Source organism: Xenorhabdus sp. KJ12.1 (genome assembly GCF_963876495.1).
Lineage (GTDB): Bacteria > Pseudomonadota > Gammaproteobacteria > Enterobacterales > Enterobacteriaceae > Xenorhabdus > Xenorhabdus stockiae.
Map to the genome: position 1 here is coordinate 1 of NZ_CAWNQH010000071.1, position 16,783 is coordinate 16,783.

The following is a 16,783-nucleotide window of genomic DNA, read 5'->3' on the forward strand; positions in this document are numbered from 1 at the left end:
CCTGTTCCCAGAGGTTGACAGGTGAGGTCATAGGACACCTCCCTTGGTGTTAGGAAGATAGAGAGTCATCATGACACAATATGGATCACGGCTGTAGTACTAGCACCAGTGTTTTATCTGTGGCCTGTATTGTGGTATCACGGGCGACCACGGAGCGGGTTTCGGTGTCGGCCTTAATTTCGCGGTGCATGGACGATTCGTTAATGGTCTGGTCAGTCTGGCGTATCCAGCTCCCTTCCTGTGTCACTCGCTGCGAGACTTCCGCCCGCTGCTGCTGCAACTGTTCACCGGGCTTGATATCCGGCAGGGTGTTGCCCTGACTTAAGGTCTGGCGAATAAACGGCTTATCGGGGCGCCCGCCTTCAAACGCAATTTCAACCACGGTGCCAATAGGTGGATACTGGAACATCCCCGATTCACTGCCCGCCATCGGCAACGGCAGTGGGACGGCACGATAAACCGGGGCAGCCGCATCTTTGCCGTCAGCATCCAGCAGTTGCACATCGACGGCATAGCGCGGGCGGAACGGGTCAGATATATCGCCGCTGACGGTGTTTTCGGTGTGGGCTTCAATGCGGGCCAGTTTGGGCAGATGTAACCCGGCGGAGAGTTCAGGGTAAGCCGCATCGATCTGGCGCTGGGCCGGAGTTTTATTCTCCGTCTGGCCTTTCGGCTGCCATGTGATGCTCATGTTTTCATTCAACAGATTGACCTTGGTCAGCCGCTGCTGATTGACCACAAAACCGGGGCGCAGGGATTGGATCATGGGAATGGTCATGGCATTGCCTGCTGACTGGCTCTGGCTGAATTCATTCGGAATGTCGACAGGCTTTTTAGCAAACATCGAATGCGCCCAACTGCCCAGATAGACCGACCCATCCGGCAATTGGTGCCAGAGATAATCGTCAATGGTAAAAAGTTGGCCCAGACTGCCCAGTAACTGGTAGCCCGTGCCGTTATGGGTATAGTGCGGGATGGGTGTATCGGTATACGGCGCATCCGGTAGCGTGAACGTCAGGCCGCTGTGTTCTTGCAACCAGTCGACTATCTGGCGTAACGTCGGGTGCTGAAACGAACACGGCCACGCTTTATCAAACACGCCGACCAGTTCACGGACAAACAGGCGCTGATAGCCGTTCTGGGCAGGCTGTGAGCGTTCCACATACCCCGTAAACCAGCGCAGCACCAAATCTGGATAACCCACCTCAAGGCGTACCAGTTTCCCGGTGTAATCAGTAGTGGTTTCCGCTGTGATAAAACCCCGGCCACAGGATGACAGTTCCAGCATCAGATTGGCATCAACCACATGCACTTCATCGCCGGATAAGTAGAGTCGCTGGATGGGTTTCATTCGCTTGCGCCTCCGATGCCGTCATTAATCGGTTTTAAGACCTCGCGTTCGAACCAGCTTAATTTTTCCGGGTCTTCCCCGGCTTTCGTGCCGCCCTGTCCGGTCTGTTTTTTCGCCTGAATCGCGCCGGTAGCACGGGCGTCGCGTTTCTCCGCCACCGATAAATGCTCGCGCAAGGTAAACGTCACCTGCCAGGCCTGCTTACCGTCCACCTTGCTGGCATCTATCGTGCCCGTAAAGGTGCCGATACGAAAATTAATGGCCTGTGCGGTGAGATTCGCCACCCGGTAGCGTTTCAGGTTGCCATTGTCTTTGGCTTCCGCCAGTGCAAACAGGCGCGACAGGGTTTTCTGTTCGGTAAAGGAAATAATGCCCGTGATACGCAGCTCTTTCGGCTTGATTCCCTGTTCAGCCACGGCGGTACTGGAAGACTGGCCGCTCTGGTCTTGATCCTGAAACATCATCGAGGGTGTGACGGTCAGGCTTTTTAACGGTATGGCCTCACCATCAAGGGCGAGGGTGATAATTTGGCTCATGGTGTAGCATCCTTTCTAATGAGCGAAGATCGTCCCCGGCAAACAGGACTGCCAGCGTGTACACCGCATCCGGTTCGGGGATGTTTTTACGTAATTTTTCTGCCACATGTGCGCCGTTCCCTGTCCCGGAGAACACCCAAACCGTGGCGGATTTTCCCGCCAGCCCACTCATGGCATCGGTCACTTGCTGCAACGCCGATTGCCGGGCAGTGGTCAACGCGGTTAACTGGGATTTTAACCCGGCAATGCTGCTGCCCGCGCTGGCCTGTGCTTTGGCTTGTGCTATCAGTTGTGCATTGACTGCCTGACGGCTGGTTGCAGTGGATAAGGGTTGCGGCAGTGGTAAACCGCCACCCGGCTTGCCCGGCAATTGCATTTTCGTCGTGGCCAGACTCTCCGCCGTTTTTGCCATCCGTTTGACCTGCGCAAATGCCGGCAACGGCAGCACCGCTGAGAAGTGCGTCAGGTGCTGCATAAATTCCGCGTGGGTTTTGGTGCACACCATCAGTATTAGGCTATTGATATGGCCCGCCCCCGTGAGTTTAGTCGCCAGCGTCTCAATGGCATTGGTCGGGCTTAAATAGCTGCCGCTGTCGGTCTGCTGCCCGATACCATAAATAAACGGGTGTACAGGTACGATAGCGGCAGACAGCCCCGATAAATCCGGGGACAGTTGCAGGGTCTTACGCTGCCAGTGCATTATTTCGGTTGCTCCGGCCAGTGGATAACAGGCGCGGTCGAACAATCAATATCTACCAGTTGAATGCTATAAACTTCCCATTCACGCAATAACGCGGTCTCAGTTTCCGTTGCCATCTCTAATTTGATTTTGCGTTTTAGCATAACAATGTGTTGTTCTGCATCATGCAATAGCGCGTTCCGTTGATTTTCTGCCAGATGCATTTCATGGGCATGCTGGGCGGCTATATCAGTGACCCATCGCTGACCTTTCCACTCATCAAATGGGGTGTCCGGTTCTAATAAGGTCAGCTCAGGTAATAACGCGCCAGGATGCCGGACCTGTTGTGGTTCCTTTGTTTGGGTATGATAAGCCATTTTTCCCCGGTAATCGGGCACATGACGCCATGACTTTTCATCATACGAACGAATAATCGCAATCTCTTCGGTAGCGGGTAATTCGGGTTCATCCAGATAGGCATCGGCGGCCACACTGCCACGATAAGGCACTCTGACTAAATCCTTCCCGATATACTCCCGGGTCACTGAGTTGGCCCGATAGACTGTCGCCCATCCTGCAACTGTCGATAATCCTTGCTCATCAAATTCAGCAAATTGTAATTCGTTGGTATATTTCATGCCTATTTCATCCTTGTAACCAAAATCTTTGCAACGTTTTTCATACGGAACTCATTGGCTGTAGGCACAACACGAGCCGCATCAAAATCAATACCGTATGCCGGGTTTGTCGTTCCCCCTCCGGCGATACGGTGCACCCCATTTTCAACCACACTAAATGCACCGTTGGCACTGACTTCTGTCATTGACAAGAAACCATAACGGGCTTCCATGGCTCCCTTAATATTTTGCATGGCATCCTCCTGATACGTCCCCACCGTGCGCCCGAGGTCAATTCCGCGACCATTATCGGCCATACGTAGCGCATAACCGCGATCATCCGGTAACCGGTGTTGTGTAAAAATCTTTGCAGCAACAGGATATTCCTTTGGATCAAAGCGTTGCCCTTCATTTGCCCAAAAAATATCGTTATAACCGGGTAACTCGGTTAATGGCCGACTCCAAATAAAACTGGCCCCAATCGGAATGGCGGGTTCAATATCGCGGGTTAATGCGATAACCCCATCGCGGCGGGGGACACGCACGACAGTATCAGTGCCATCGGTATCCCGGTAAGTAAATGACAGAATAAAATCAACATCGTGTTTGGAGGTTGATAAGATAGCTTGCCGCCCATCCCCTTTCTGAAAAAACAGGGTACAATAATCCCCTCCACTTTTAATCGTATGGTTGCCGGAACTAAATGATTGCGTAGAATTTCGGGGTAACGCATTCCGCGCCTGAACAACCGTCTCTGAGAGTCCAAGATTACCAATAAAAGTCGATTTATTCTGAATATCAGCCCCGTTTTGATACTTAGACAGCCGTGAGTCTGCATTTTTTCTGACATCGTCCAATGCCGCATTCGTTGCATAATCGCCCTTTGGCTGCTTTCCGTTCAAACCGCTCTCTAACGCCTGTTTAGTGGCGTAATCTTGCTTTATTTTGCCCAGTTCCCTTTTCATATTAGCCATTTCACGGTCACTCAGTGACCCATGAGATCGCAGATCAATGACATTACCGTTGCTGTCAATACGGGCAATCGCAAACACATAATGCGGATAACCTGCGGTATCCACATAGTTTTTCAGGTCGTTTACGGCGGTAATTTTCACCCTCGTTTTCCACTGGCTCACCAGATTACCCTGATAGCTGAAATCGGCATACACACGGGTATTGCGCATGCTGTTAAGCGTCTGGTCAAACTCCAGCATTCCACGTAGCCCACCGATATAGGCCAGCCCTTTTTTCACCCGATACTGTTCGCCCTGACGCACCACCGCAAAGCTATCTTCTAAAAAAGCGGCCTCGCCGTAACTGTCGGTATTTATCAGGCGCTGCATCTCATCCATCCCCGTCAAACGGGCAGTAAAATCAATCTGCCAGGTTTCGGCGGTGGTTGTGATGGCCGTTTCTGTCGCCGCCCCATCAAATTCCAGCAAAAAAGAGCGGGTTAACACATTGCCCTGCAACCCGTTAGCGGTTCTGATTTTCTTCTGCGTGGGCGCATGGGTGATCATGCCAATGACACCGGAGGTCTTATTGATAAGACCAATCCAGTTAAAATCAAAATGGCCCACTTCTGTGCCCAGTGTGACGCTATAAGCCACGGCGTTCTCGCTGGCGAGTCCGGTTTTGTTGACGACCTGACGGTGAACGATTTGATTTGCAGCAGGTAATTTTTCACTGCGGCTGATGTCTTTCGACGGGTCAAGATTTGGCACATTGGCAAAAACAAACTCATCCAATACCACAGGCTTACCTGCGGCCACTTGCTGCGCCTTCCATTTTTCAAAGTCTGTCGTTATCACTGAAGACATACAATTTCCTTATAATGATGCACCGTAGGTCACGTTCGGTGCACTGCTTTCCTTAAGGCGGGCACTGTCACAGACGGCAACGCCCGCGATATGCCCCACTTTTATTAATAATGGCTGAGTCGGAATAGCCGCAGCATAAGTGCAATAGTCTGCACCGATACTGCCCACCCGCATCAGCAACTGGTTTTTTGCTATCACTTCAAAACGGTAACGGCGGCAGGTGCGCCCGTATTGCCGGATGATATTCATCAGCAAATCAGGATTCTCAGCAATCTGCCCGTCACTGAGACGCAGGATAATCACATCCCAGTCAATGTCCGGCTGACGTTCCAGCAATTCCACATAACCCACGCCGAGGCGTTCAAAGATGGCGATAAATCCGGCGATACTGCCGGCATCTTTCGCATTGATAAAGGCGTACTTCACGCGCTTGCGAAACAGCGGCAACGGTTCACCGTTAAAGCGCTGGATATCGCGCTGATAGGCCAGCACCGATAACAACGACTCAGTACAAGTTTCGGCGTCCAGCTGGGCCAGCGGCCATGTCAGCCAGCCGTAAACCTGCGTCCAGAATGCCCGCGCCGCCCCCAGTAATTTGGCAGGTTCGCCCTTATCCATCCATGAGGGCAGGGCCAATCGCTTAAGGCGTTCCCTGAACTCAGACATTTTTCACCTCCACCGACAGTGTTTTCAGCCGTGGCACACTTAAGTCACTGAGAATATCCCCCAGAGAAAAGGTCAGAGATTCAATCTCGCTGAATTCACGGTGGATTTCCCGCCCTAAGTTGGAAAAAGAAAAGCGCGAGTAGGGCCACGTTTTTTTCACCGGATACTGGCTGTTTTCCCGGAAAGCACAGCGGATCAGGTTCTCCACATCCCGTTTCAGGGTGGCTACCTGTTCGTTGCTGTAGTTCGCCAGACTGACCACAAACAGCGTGACCGCTAAATCATGCTGGGTTTCCGGCATCGGCAGGCACTGCATATCATCACCATGCCCATGATGGCCCTGATTGGTGATGTAATCGTTGACCGCCTCAATAAAGGGCTGACTAGTGACGCCCGAATCCAGCAACAGATACGCATTGGCCGTGCCTGCCCCACGGGGCGCATCATGCAGAAAAAAGATACGATCAATGCTTAACCCCGCCACCGCTGCAATCATGCCCCGGTAAACCGCATCGGTATGATAATTACCCACGAGGTTATATTGGTTGCGGCAACGGTCACGTAAATCATCATCGGATTCCGCATCCGCGCCGGGCGTTAACAGCCAGCCTTCTTCATTCTGTACCCGTGCAATGCCGGACACGGCCACAGGCAGAATGCGAAAATAACCGGGGGCCAGATTGAATGCGCCACCTGCTATTTCTGCCATGACAGGCAGCAACGCACTGCTGACCCCTTCGGCAATCGCCACACTTTCGGTGGTGCTGACCCGGTAGATATCACCGTTAATGCGCTCGGTCTGGATAACCGTTCCGGCAGGCACGGTCACGGCAGAGGCCCCTGCTGCTTTATAAAAACGAATAACACCCTGCGCGGCAGAAGCGGGTTTACGTTTCAGGTTCACGCCCCACGCGAACATATCCAGCCATGAACCGGAGGCGCTCGCCAGATACATATTCTTCAGCGTGACGTTGATTAACGCGTCTTTCAGCCACAACACCGGACGCGTGACAATCGTGTTAATCAATCGCCAGAACGGGGACATACGCGAGGTGTTAGTGACCAGCCCGGCTTCATCCACCACACTGGCAAAGGCTTTGCTGATGTCGGCTTCCGTGGTCGGCATCCCGCTGTCACGCAGCACTTTTTCATAGTCAATGGTGGGTTTAGTGTCCATGTCCCACGCTCACACTCAGGCGGCCAAAATCGTAGGTTTCCGCCGTTATCCATAATTTGATGGGGGACTCTTCATTAATGCTGACCGTGCCCGGAATAATCCGCGCATCGTCCTCAACCAGAATTTCAATCTGAGTGCGGATATCTGCCCGTAAGGTCGGGCTGCGTTCGGCAACCAACTCTGTAGCAAGGCCACTTTCCATAATGGCGTGAACACAGTCCTGACCGACCGAATAGCGATTATGACAAAAGCGCGGTTCATTCCCGAAGTTCAGTGTAAAATCCCCGCCCGTAATCCATAAATCAATGTATTTGGGCTCATCCATAAGCCACCTGCTCCCATTCTGTGAGTTGCCCCGGTGTGACGTTGCCTGTCACGTTCAGTGTGACATTTTCAATGCGGCGACTGTTGTCGGTGATGGTCTGCGAATTTGTCGTCACGTCTTTTATCAGACCCTGCTTGCCGATCCCCTGTTTTCTGCCCCCCGTTAAGACACCTTCACTCTCAGGCGGTTTGATGGCTTTGACCGGTTGCATCATCATCGGCGGTTGTCCCGGTAATGTGCCGTTCGGCAGGGATGCCAATGGCTGGGGATTTCCGGCCATGCCTGCATTGGGTACATTGGCGTTTGTCGCGGGTTCAACGACCGTTTTCTGGATAGCCATTGTTTCAATATTGACGCCGGGGATCATGTTGAGTTTCTCAATCACCCCGTTATAAACGCCTGCAAAGGATGCTTTCAGCCAGTCCCAGAGTTCACTGAACAGATTGCTGACGCTGTCCACCATATTGGAAAAGGTGTCAGCCAGTGAAAAGCTGCTGAACCAGTTACACAGCTTCTTCCAGCCTGCGGCTATCCCGCCCAGACCACGCTGAATATCCCGCCAATCCATTTCACATACGCGGCCACGACCTTAAACGCCGTGGTGTTCATGATGGCGGCTTTGATGGCATCCCAATGTTTAATCAGCAGGTAAATGCCCACCGCCAGTAGTGCAATTGCGGCGATAATCAACAAGATGGGCCATGTCATAAAGGTAAAAGAGACACCTGCCAACATCGCCGCTATCCTGACAGCCAGCAATACACCGCGTAACATGCGCAACGTCGCATTCCAGACGAGGATCGCCCCGTTACACAGCCAGACGGTGGCTGTCCACAGCTTCATCACCAGCGTACAGGCTGCCCAGATGCCTTTAAGCCCCAGCCAGATAAACTTCGACACCCCCATCACGATATTGGCCGCAGCACCCGCTGCCGCGAATCCGATAATGCCCGCCGAAATATAGCCAATCCAGCGGGCGATATTGGGAAACAGTTTCAGCCAGCGCACCACTAACTGGCTGATGTTCGCCATCCGGTTGACCAGCGAAGACACCGCAGGCAGCAGGGTTGACCCCACCGCAATGCGGATATTTTGCCAGATGGCTTGCAACCGTTCCCACGGGTTCGCCATCAGCTCGGCCATTTCCTTCGTGCGCTTCATGCCATCATTTGCGCCCAGTGCGGTCATGTTCTTGCGCAGCACATCGACATTGCCGTAAAGCTGCTTAACCACCACGGCAGAATCCCCGAACGCGGCTTCAATTTCGGCCTGCGCTTTCAGATTGCCTTCAATGCTTTTGCCGTATTTGGCCTGCAATTTCTCCAGCATTTCCGGCATCGACAGCAATTTCCCGGAGGCGTTGGTAAAACTTAAGCCCAGTTTTTTGCCGCTGGCTTCAGCATTAGTAATAAATGACTCATACGCACCGCTGGCTTCCCCACCCAGTGAACGGTTGAGTTCCCCCAACACCGCTAACTGTTCATCCATGCCCACACCAAATTGCGTTCCCGCCGCTCGCGCCCCTTCCATCAGGTCGGTAATTTTTGACATCGACGTACCAAACGTTTTCGACATTATCACCGCCTTGCCTGCCAGCTCTTCGGCAAACTGGAGATGTCCCACCGCGTTGGCATGGCTGGCAAACTGGGTAAACATTTTCCCCATGTAACCGGCGGTATCGCTGGCACTGCTTTTCAGCGCCGCCGCCGTGGTGTTGGCAATGGTGGTCATCTGGGGCAGGTCACTGTGTGACAGCCCGCTCACCGCCTTGCTGATTTCAGACGCTGACTGCACAAACTCAATGGACGACTTGCCATACTGGGAACTGAACGTCATGGCATCTTTGGCGACTTTATTCATGACGCTGCTGTCAATGCCCTGCAATGAAGCCGATTTCAGCGCTTCATCCATTTCAATAGCCGGGTCAAGAAAGCTCTTAATCGACCAGAACGAGGCGGCCAACCCTGCGCCGCCAATCGCCAGTTTGCCGAACGCGTCCTGCGAAGACTGGGCAAACCCGGACACCGCCGCTTTCGCACTTGCCAGCGGTTGTGTGATTTTATCAATCAGGCTTAAGGTAAAATTTAATTCCTGACTCATGGTTCACCCCTGAACGCCAGCGCAATACCATTCGCGGTGGCAATGCGCGTATTTTCCCAATAACGATTATCTAACCAGATGGCACGGGCTAAATTTTCCGTATTATCTTTTTCATGCGGTAAATAATGACGGCGTAATATTAAGGCCTGTTCAAATAAACTGTGGTCAATTGCCTTAACCCGTGCATTTAGTTTTTTATTTCGATATCCAGTTTCGGCGCATATTCCGCATTGACTCTTTCTACAATCTGCATCGCCGCGCCGGGGATTTGCAGGAGTTCATCCAGTGCGGCTTTCGAGGCAGGCCACACAATGCGGCGCAGATAAGTGACAATCGGGACAATTTTATTATCCAGCGTCATATCATTAATCATGCTGTTATACGCAATAATATTCGGTTCAAAGTTAATTTCTTTTTCCGCGATAATTAACGTAATGACTTTATTTTCTTTACTCATGAGTGAATTCCTTTCTCTTATTAATTTCGTCCACTAATTGATTATGCCGGGCGGCACAGTTGCCATATAACGCCGAATAATCCATTAATACCGTTGCCAGATTATTGCCGGTGGCCCCGGTCAGTTTCGGTAATTGGTGCTGACATTTTGTCAGCAGGTTTTCCTGATAAGGTTCGCCCGATGGTGCCGGCGGTGTCGTTGTACAGCCGGACAAACTCAGGGCTAACGCACACAGCAGTAAAAACAGGCTTAACCACTTCAGTTCGAATTTCTCGTGGGGCGGCATTGGCAATACCCTCCAGTTTGGCTTCCAGTTGCCGGGCGGAGGCGCTCGAAATGGCCTGCAACTCTTGTCGCATGGCCTCTTTTGCGCTGGCCGTTGCCCGTGCGATATTCAGTTCGAGGCTGTCACGGTAATAGTGATTGACGCGCCAGCCCGCCCCGAACGCCAACGCCACCACAAAGACATAGAGCATCCGGGCATTGAGCATCATTTCACCCCGTTATGTGAGAGTGAAAAATGGTTACCATCGGGACGGGAAAAGCGCCCGCCCCATGTGCCGCCGAGGGATTCCCAATATTCCCCCAGTGGCAGATACACCTCACTGCGGGTCTGGTATTCCCCCCGGATAAACAGATTCAAATCCACGGCCAGACGCTGGGTATGCAGACTGTTGGCAATGCCTGTCCCTTGCTGCGCATTGCGTTTTGCCTGCTCCGGGGGGCGGTAGGCTTCCCCGAACGTGACGCGATACCCGTGCTCATCGGCCCATAAGATCAACTGGGCCACCTTGACCGCAAATAACTGCTGCTTTTCACTGAGTGTCATTTCTTTAGCTTCCCTGTCAGCAATGCGCTGCCGCGCTTACGTAACCAAACCTCAATTAACTGATATCCGGCAATCCCTAATGCACTGCCAATACCCGTGACCGCAATCGGGCTGATGCCCGGCCACCAAATCAGCAATGCGCCTGCCATCACTGACACCGCCGAACCGAGGATAATCCGGCCGATAAACAGCCGTAAGGTGATCGGTTCATTGCCGGTCAGTATCTTGCCTAACGCAATCAGTGCCCCCAATAGCACGAGCGTGACAAACGTTTTTTCATGCTCTTCCATGAGTTCTGTCCTTACCCTATCAGGCTTTGCGTCAGTTCCGCTTCCAGATAGGGAATACCATTGATGCGCACAAAGTCCGGGCTGGTCACGACAAACTTTACTTTGTGCGTCATGACGCTGCCGCCTTTCGGGTCAACGTCCAGAATGTCGCTGACAATCAGCTTGCAGCCGTAAGCCTCCACCTTGATTTCCTCATTACCGGCTTTGGCGTACCACATCAGGTCAACGGGCTGAATGCCCCGCCATGACCCGGCGCTGCGCGCTTTGGCGGTGACGATTTCCAGATATTTGGTACTGAGTTCAATCTCCCCCTCCGCCGCCACATCCCCAGCGATATAGCCATCCGGTACGCCCTGCGTCTGGGCAGCGGCGGTGTTATCGGTAATGGACAGATTGACCTTTTCGGCATGCACCAGATCCCCGTCCATATTAAAATCGACCGACTGGCCTGAAATACGTTGGCTCATGCGCTTTTCTCCAGACTGCTATCCAGCAACAGACTCACGGAAATGCCTTTCGGACATTCGTAAGTGCGGATAGTGATATAAATTTCCACCGTGTTTTTATTGCGCCATGTAATCACGACATCACCGTCTTTCGGTGACTTCACCTCACCGGGGAACGTCACGCCGTTAATTTCGGTACTGCGCGACATTTCACGTAAGGTGCGGGCGAAATAAGCCTGATGGGTGGCGGTGCTGCCCGGCGTACTGTTCAGACTGCGATCGGCAATTTTAGCAATCGCCTGCAAACGCACACGGCGGGCCACTTTATCGACCACACGCAGATTTTCGATGCTCTGATAATCGCCGCCTTCCACATCCAGTGTCCGGCCATCCGACCAGTACAGGCCGTCATAGTCGGGATACCACATCGGCACGCTGAAACGCAGTTTTTCCAGTGCCTGCAAGGTGGCTAAATCAATGGATTTGCCGGTGCCATCTTTCGGAAAATCGGACGCGCCCAAATCCAGCAATGGCCCGGTCTGCACCCGTGCGGGACTGTCGGCCACCGTCACAGCGCGATTACACAACCGCCCGGCCAGTACACCGGCCTCATTACCCCACAGACACGGCACCAACTGCACCGAGGGCACCGCCTCGCCCTTTTGCAGTTCGGCCAGACGGGTGACGTAATCGGCCCACGGCTCTTTAGACTGGGGGCCATCCACAGCCAGTATTGCCCACTGCCAGCGGCCAAATTTAGCAATGGTAGTGGCGCGCAGAGTTTGGGCGGCCTTAATCACGTCTTTGGTCGCACCGCTGGTCAGCACATAGCCTTCAACACTGGCGATGGTCTGCGCCGCAATAATCGCGTCCACAAACGCCCGTTCGTCGGCCAGCTCCGGCAGAATATGCACGTACCCTGACCAGTTCTGCCCGGCGTTGGCCATTGCTGCCCGTACCTGACGCTTGAGGGCGGTATCAGTCGTTCCCAATACCGCATCAAAATCGGTCTGAGTATTAATAGCAATGGTCTTGCTCACGTTGGTTTTGCCTGCTCCTACGAACAGCAATACCCGTTCAATCTCCTTGGTTTCGCCTTGCAGTTGGTTAACCTGATTAACCTGAACATGTGGCCACATAATGTCATCCCTTATTAAGGCGCTTACCCTGCGCCGTATCCAATCCCTTGTAGCTGGCGAGCCAGCGCTTTGCTGAACTCGTCATCATTCATGCCTAAGAATGCACGGGCAGGGATAGTGATTTCCCACTGACTTTTGATCTCTTCGCCACTTAATATGCGGATCATTGTCCCTGCCTGAATAAATTTCATATTGGCGGTGATTTCTTTTACCGGCGGTTTACGCCAGCGCTTGCCCTTCCTGACCTGATAACCCAAATCACGCAGCTTTTTAGCCTGCTTAATGGTCGCCATCCGCTCACGGTCAACGGTCTTTTTCACCTGTCGCCGACTAATCCGAACACTCATCCCATTTTGCTGGGCGTATCCGACAACTCCGGCAGGGACTTGCTGAGGGCCATTGCGGTAATGTCCACCTTGCAGATAAACCCGTATCGCATCAATTTCTGGCATTTCCCGGATATGTAATAACTTCGGTAAATTACGCAGCATTTTTTGACGTCTTGCGCTTTTTCTGGCAGCCCAGCTTTCCCCGTCTGGCGAACGCTGATTACGCACATTGCGTTTTGCCGCATCAATCAGCGCGTATTTTGCGATACGCCATAACAGGCGCTGTCGCTTCTTTTCTGGTAGATCAAGGTTGCTTAATGCGTCCTGCCATTGCTTAAGCTGATTCCGGTTTAACTGACCGTGGATCATGACCGTTTCCCGATGTGCGCGCCGGTTTCGTCCACGCTATGCACCGCCCCTTGTTCCGCGAACCAGACTTCGGTGCTCGCCAGTGACCAGCGTTTACCATCAAACGGGATCATGCCGTTAGGGTCTTCCCTTATCACCACAGGCTCAGCTAAAGATAATGTGACAATGACCACCGCCGTAGCACCGTCCACCTCCACCGTCAGTGAGGGCTGTTCCTGCTCGACATTAGCCTCATTGACACTGTCGCTCTGTTCAGTCAGCCAGCTATCAATCAGCAGCGGGATATTGCGTGGGTCGCATTCCCGATAGGGAAAGCGCCCCCATGCAATGACCGCCTCATACTGCTGGATAAACATCTGGTATTGCCCCAGCCCCAAATCCCGTTGTGCCGGAATAAAACGGATTTCATCCATTTCACTGGTAAATTCGGTTTCACAAATCCGTTTTGGCAGGTTTTCCCGCAAAAATGCGGTTAATTGCTGTAATTTGCTCATATCAAACGTACCGTTGTTCGGCTCTTCCCTTTCATACTGCGCAGTGTCACCGCTGATTCAGCCAACAGGCGTTTTTGCATGTCGGGGCTTTCCTGCCCCGGATTGGGGGCACGGCTGACCAGTGAGGTGTATTCCCCCAGTAAATCGGCCTTTGCTCTGGCATACACGGCTCTTTTATACTGGCTGACCAGTACGTTGCTACCGTTCATCGAGATACCCGGCACAACCGCAGCAGACTGATAACCTTTGGCCTGCAAGCGTGATTTCAGGTTGGCTAAATCAAGGTTGATTTCTGCCACAGTCGCCAACAGTGCATTAGCGAGCATGTCGTTATCCAAATCGGCTGGCAGTTTGCGATTGACCTGAAACTCCCGCAGGTTCAAATCCGGCCAAAAGCCGTCATTGGTCAGCGGTGCGTCCCGGTAATCCACGGTATTGCCATTAAACATGGTGCGTTCCTCCCTGAAAAAAAGCGGGCTGTCCGGTTTCCACGGCCAAATGCCTGATGGCTTTGCCTCCACCGCGCCCGCTCCGGCTTGCGGTAGTCGTTATTGATTAAGGTTAAGCGTTTCGTTTGTCAGTGCCCGCAAGCGGGCAGCAATGCGTTGCCGATAGGTTTTCACCCCCGATGCCGGATTGCATTGATGGGCCTTTGCCAGCCAGCTATCGGCCTGCGCCAGCACCTCCGGACTGTCCACGCTACTTGCCTTAATGTCGGCGTTATCCCCTTTTAACAGGCTTAACGCCGCGAATTTGTAGTATTTCGCTTTGATTTTCTCGTGGACTTTCCATTTCTCCGTGATATTGTGAAATGTCCTTGAAAAATAGGGTTCGACGGGATTTCCGGCTTCCGCTTCCCGTTGTGCCCAGAGCAACACGGTATCGGCCACGAACGCCGGAAAGTTACTGCGAAAGTGGTCGGGGGTGAGCTGTCCCTGCTCAATGGCGATATCCGCCCAGTCCAGTCCCTGACTGAATTCCCCGATATCAAATAACCAGATCACGCAGTAGGCGAAAATCGGATTGCGGTACACCTCGCCCTCATCCAGATAGCGCTGTGCTGTCGGCAGATAATTGGGCAGCAGTTCCAGCCGCTTCATTTCGACCTTTTCGGCGGTCAGCGTGAGCTGGCGCAGCCGCTTCACATCCTGCTCAATGGCACGGGCTTGCAGGTGCATACTTGCGCCATCGGCAATGGTAACCGCTTGCTGCCGTTCCAGTTTCTGGCGAAGTGCAACCTCTGCCCGGTGGCGTTGAGCAGGTGACAACATTAGTCTGTACCCAGTTTTTCAGCCGGTTCCGCCACCGTACCAATCTTCACGGCGTTTTCATCATAAGCCGCATACAACTCTGGCGTTTCCAGTGCATAACCTTCGTTACGCAGATATTTGTTTTCGAACTGCTTACGATCGTCCGCAAATTCCGCTTTACGCTGACGGGTATTGCGCTGAGTCAGAATTTGCAGGTTCGGCAACATCGTCACCACCATCCGTTTACCCGGCATAAAGGGCGGCACCATCGCCGGACGGCCTGCAATGGAGCTACCCAGCATCTGCGCGGCAATTTTTTCAGTCGGTCTATCCGCTGACTGATAAAGGCGGTACTGTTCGGCGGCGACCAAATCTGCACCGACCAACACGACCAGACGTGGGTCATGGATAAATTGCTGTGGAATGCAGGTGTTAATCAGGTCAGACGCCATCGAATCCAGTGATTTATGATCGCCGTGTTCATCCAATGTGATAGGCGTGGTAAGCACCTGCTTGCCGCCATCCCACGCTTTGGCAATTTCATGCCAGCCTATGTTGACATCCTCGCCGTTCGGGTTCGCGTCAGGGTCGGTGGTGTCCGCCGCACTTTGACCGTTAAAGCCGATACGCAGCATATCCAGCGCAAAGGATTCATTAATAAACGCCTGCATACGTTGAAAAAACTCGTTTTCATTACCGGAATTTGCCCAAATGGACAACAAGTCCCATTTCAGGGCTGCACCGGAATCGGTTTCTCTCAGTTTGTATTCGTTACCATCCACGCCTGTATCACGTATAAAGCGGCCAGATTTCTTACGTCCGGTAAACAGTCCCGGATTACCAACCGACACTACCTGACCAGAAAGCTGATCCACATCCGCACAGGTGATCATGTTAAGAAAATCGACCGACTCCAGCAGCGCGGTGCGCAAAGCGGTTTCTTTTGGGTCAGTCAGCGAGAAGTAACGTGAGGTATCTTCAATTTCAACCCCATAGGATTCGGCTAATCCCGCCGTATATTTTTGCAAAAATGCCCGTGCCCGTTGATTTAGTTGCATAGCGCTTTCCTTCGCAGTTATAGGATATTAAAACGGGCGTTTTTATTGCCTTTCGGGTTACGAGATGGCACACGCGTTGCCAGTGTGTCCAGCTTGCCGAAGTTTTTCACAATCTTTGACAGGTTATCGCGCAGGCGGGCAAAATCTTCGGTATCCACCACTTCTTTAACGGTTTCCACATCTTCCTGTACTTCTTCCACGGTCTGTTCAGTGGATTCCAGCTTACTTTCGATGGCGGTCATACGTTTATCCATCTCAGCCAACGCCTCAGCGATAGCCTGCAACGCATCGTCACCCGTGGTCTCGGCTGGGGTTTCCTCCGGCTCTTCCATGTTAAAATAGCTTCTCCATCCTTTTTTGGCCTTTGCCATCTTGCTTTCCTTAATATCTTTAACTTCGTCAATCACCAGCGGCTTATACGCGCCTGACCGATGAGGATTTTTGTTTTTACTAAACTGTAGGCGTGTTGTACCCACACTCGCTGGCGAGTCCGTGACTGCCAGTCCTTCCAGATAGGTTTTGCCTGTGCCGCGAAAATTACCATTCAGCGTAAACTCCACGGAGGTGAATAACAGTTGGCCGTCCCGGTTGGCATCCAACAAGCGGTGATTAGGCCGCAGTTGTGCATAAAGACGTAAAGCCCCGTCTTCCCCGCGTTCGGCCTTGACTGCGAGCACTTCCCCCATCGCCCCGAACCAGCGGTCATGTTCCGGCCAGATTCGGGCGGTATACAGTTGAGGGTCGTAGAGTTCGGCCGCATCCAGAATCCACTGCGGTTCCATCACACGGCCATCAACCGTGTCGCCCTCCATGGCAATACATATCCAGTTCGTCATTAACTGAGACATATC

The 16,783-nt window shown here is 52.7% G+C and carries 20 protein-coding genes and 2 pseudogenes; all 22 read right to left on the bottom strand.

What is annotated here, in order from left to right; translation table 11 throughout:
* Positions 1-100 precede the first annotated feature (100 nt).
* Positions 101-1,351, bottom strand: a pseudogene (locus tag AACS92_RS11080) (hypothetical protein); the annotation flags it as partial.
* The gene (locus tag AACS92_RS11085; RefSeq protein WP_099111273.1) at positions 1,348-1,887 is read right to left on the bottom strand and encodes a baseplate complex protein; all 540 of its coding nucleotides are present in this window, start codon (positions 1,885-1,887) and stop codon (positions 1,348-1,350) included. The gene AACS92_RS11085 and the pseudogene AACS92_RS11080, both read right to left, overlap by 4 nt.
* A complete protein-coding gene (locus AACS92_RS11090) occupies positions 1,859-2,326 on the bottom strand; it encodes a hypothetical protein (protein ID WP_339373550.1) in 468 nt (155 codons plus the stop codon). The genes AACS92_RS11085 and AACS92_RS11090 overlap by 29 nt, the downstream gene beginning before the upstream one ends.
* Before the next feature lie 260 nt (positions 2,327-2,586).
* Entirely contained in the window at positions 2,587-3,204 is a 618-nt protein-coding gene (locus AACS92_RS11095) for a tail fiber assembly protein (RefSeq protein ID WP_099111275.1), read from the bottom strand.
* Between the two features lie 2 nt (positions 3,205-3,206).
* Complete coding sequence (locus AACS92_RS11100; protein ID WP_099111276.1) at positions 3,207-5,003, bottom strand: phage tail-collar fiber domain-containing protein; 1,797 nt, start codon at positions 5,001-5,003, stop codon at positions 3,207-3,209.
* Positions 5,004-5,012: 9 nt separating this feature from the next.
* On the bottom strand, positions 5,013-5,669 hold the full coding sequence (locus tag AACS92_RS11105; RefSeq protein WP_099111277.1) for a phage tail protein: 657 nt from the start codon (positions 5,667-5,669) through the stop codon (positions 5,013-5,015).
* Complete coding sequence (locus AACS92_RS11110; RefSeq protein WP_099111278.1) at positions 5,662-6,846, bottom strand: baseplate J/gp47 family protein; 1,185 nt, start codon at positions 6,844-6,846, stop codon at positions 5,662-5,664. Before AACS92_RS11110 ends, AACS92_RS11105 begins: the two co-directional genes overlap by 8 nt.
* Entirely contained in the window at positions 6,836-7,171 is a 336-nt protein-coding gene (locus AACS92_RS11115; RefSeq protein WP_099111279.1) for a DUF2590 family protein, read from the bottom strand. Before AACS92_RS11115 ends, AACS92_RS11110 begins: the two co-directional genes overlap by 11 nt.
* A pseudogene (locus AACS92_RS11125) lies at positions 7,164-9,271 on the bottom strand (phage tail tape measure protein). The gene AACS92_RS11115 and the pseudogene AACS92_RS11125 overlap by 8 nt, the downstream one beginning before the upstream one ends.
* Entirely contained in the window at positions 9,268-9,495 is a 228-nt protein-coding gene (locus AACS92_RS21880) for a DUF6890 family protein (protein WP_445286134.1), read from the bottom strand. The pseudogene AACS92_RS11125 and the gene AACS92_RS21880 overlap by 4 nt, the downstream one beginning before the upstream one ends.
* Positions 9,459-9,728: a putative phage tail assembly chaperone gene (locus AACS92_RS11130; protein ID WP_099111280.1), complete on the bottom strand. Its 270-nt coding sequence runs from the start codon at positions 9,726-9,728 to the stop codon at positions 9,459-9,461. The genes AACS92_RS21880 and AACS92_RS11130 overlap by 37 nt, the downstream gene beginning before the upstream one ends.
* Positions 9,729-9,829: 101 nt before the next feature.
* Positions 9,830-10,222, bottom strand: a complete 393-nt coding sequence (locus tag AACS92_RS11135; protein WP_241537998.1) for a hypothetical protein — start codon at positions 10,220-10,222, stop codon at positions 9,830-9,832.
* Positions 10,219-10,557 carry a M15 family metallopeptidase gene (locus AACS92_RS11140; protein WP_099111281.1) on the bottom strand — a complete coding sequence of 113 codons (339 nt, stop codon included), beginning with the start codon at positions 10,555-10,557 and terminating at the stop codon, positions 10,219-10,221. Before AACS92_RS11140 ends, AACS92_RS11135 begins: the two co-directional genes overlap by 4 nt.
* Positions 10,554-10,847 (bottom strand): phage holin family protein, encoded by a 294-nt coding sequence (locus tag AACS92_RS11145; protein WP_099111282.1) that lies wholly within the window; start codon positions 10,845-10,847, stop codon positions 10,554-10,556. Before AACS92_RS11145 ends, AACS92_RS11140 begins: the two co-directional genes overlap by 4 nt.
* Positions 10,848-10,858: 11 nt before the next feature.
* Positions 10,859-11,314 (bottom strand): DUF2597 family protein, encoded by a 456-nt coding sequence (locus tag AACS92_RS11150; RefSeq protein ID WP_086110339.1) that lies wholly within the window; start codon positions 11,312-11,314, stop codon positions 10,859-10,861.
* Entirely contained in the window at positions 11,311-12,435 is a 1,125-nt protein-coding gene (locus AACS92_RS11155) for a DUF2586 domain-containing protein (protein WP_193756979.1), read from the bottom strand. The genes AACS92_RS11150 and AACS92_RS11155 overlap by 4 nt, the downstream gene beginning before the upstream one ends.
* Before the next feature lie 20 nt (positions 12,436-12,455).
* Complete coding sequence (locus AACS92_RS11160) at positions 12,456-13,130, bottom strand: phage virion morphogenesis protein (RefSeq protein ID WP_099111284.1); 675 nt, start codon at positions 13,128-13,130, stop codon at positions 12,456-12,458.
* Positions 13,127-13,624, bottom strand: a complete 498-nt coding sequence (locus AACS92_RS11165; protein ID WP_099111285.1) for a phage tail protein — start codon at positions 13,622-13,624, stop codon at positions 13,127-13,129. Before AACS92_RS11165 ends, AACS92_RS11160 begins: the two co-directional genes overlap by 4 nt.
* Complete coding sequence (locus AACS92_RS11170) at positions 13,621-14,073, bottom strand: head completion/stabilization protein (RefSeq protein ID WP_099111286.1); 453 nt, start codon at positions 14,071-14,073, stop codon at positions 13,621-13,623. The genes AACS92_RS11165 and AACS92_RS11170 overlap by 4 nt, the downstream gene beginning before the upstream one ends.
* A gap of 99 nt (positions 14,074-14,172) precedes the next feature.
* On the bottom strand, positions 14,173-14,895 hold the full coding sequence (gpM, locus tag AACS92_RS11175; protein ID WP_099111287.1) for a phage terminase small subunit: 723 nt from the start codon (positions 14,893-14,895) through the stop codon (positions 14,173-14,175).
* The gene (locus AACS92_RS11180; RefSeq protein WP_099111288.1) at positions 14,895-15,932 is read right to left on the bottom strand and encodes a phage major capsid protein, P2 family; all 1,038 of its coding nucleotides are present in this window, start codon (positions 15,930-15,932) and stop codon (positions 14,895-14,897) included. The genes gpM and AACS92_RS11180 overlap by 1 nt, the downstream gene beginning before the upstream one ends.
* A gap of 17 nt (positions 15,933-15,949) precedes the next feature.
* Positions 15,950-16,780, bottom strand: coding sequence for a GPO family capsid scaffolding protein (locus AACS92_RS11185; protein ID WP_099111289.1), 831 nt, complete (start codon positions 16,778-16,780; stop codon positions 15,950-15,952).
* Between the last annotated feature and the right edge of the window lie 3 nt (positions 16,781-16,783).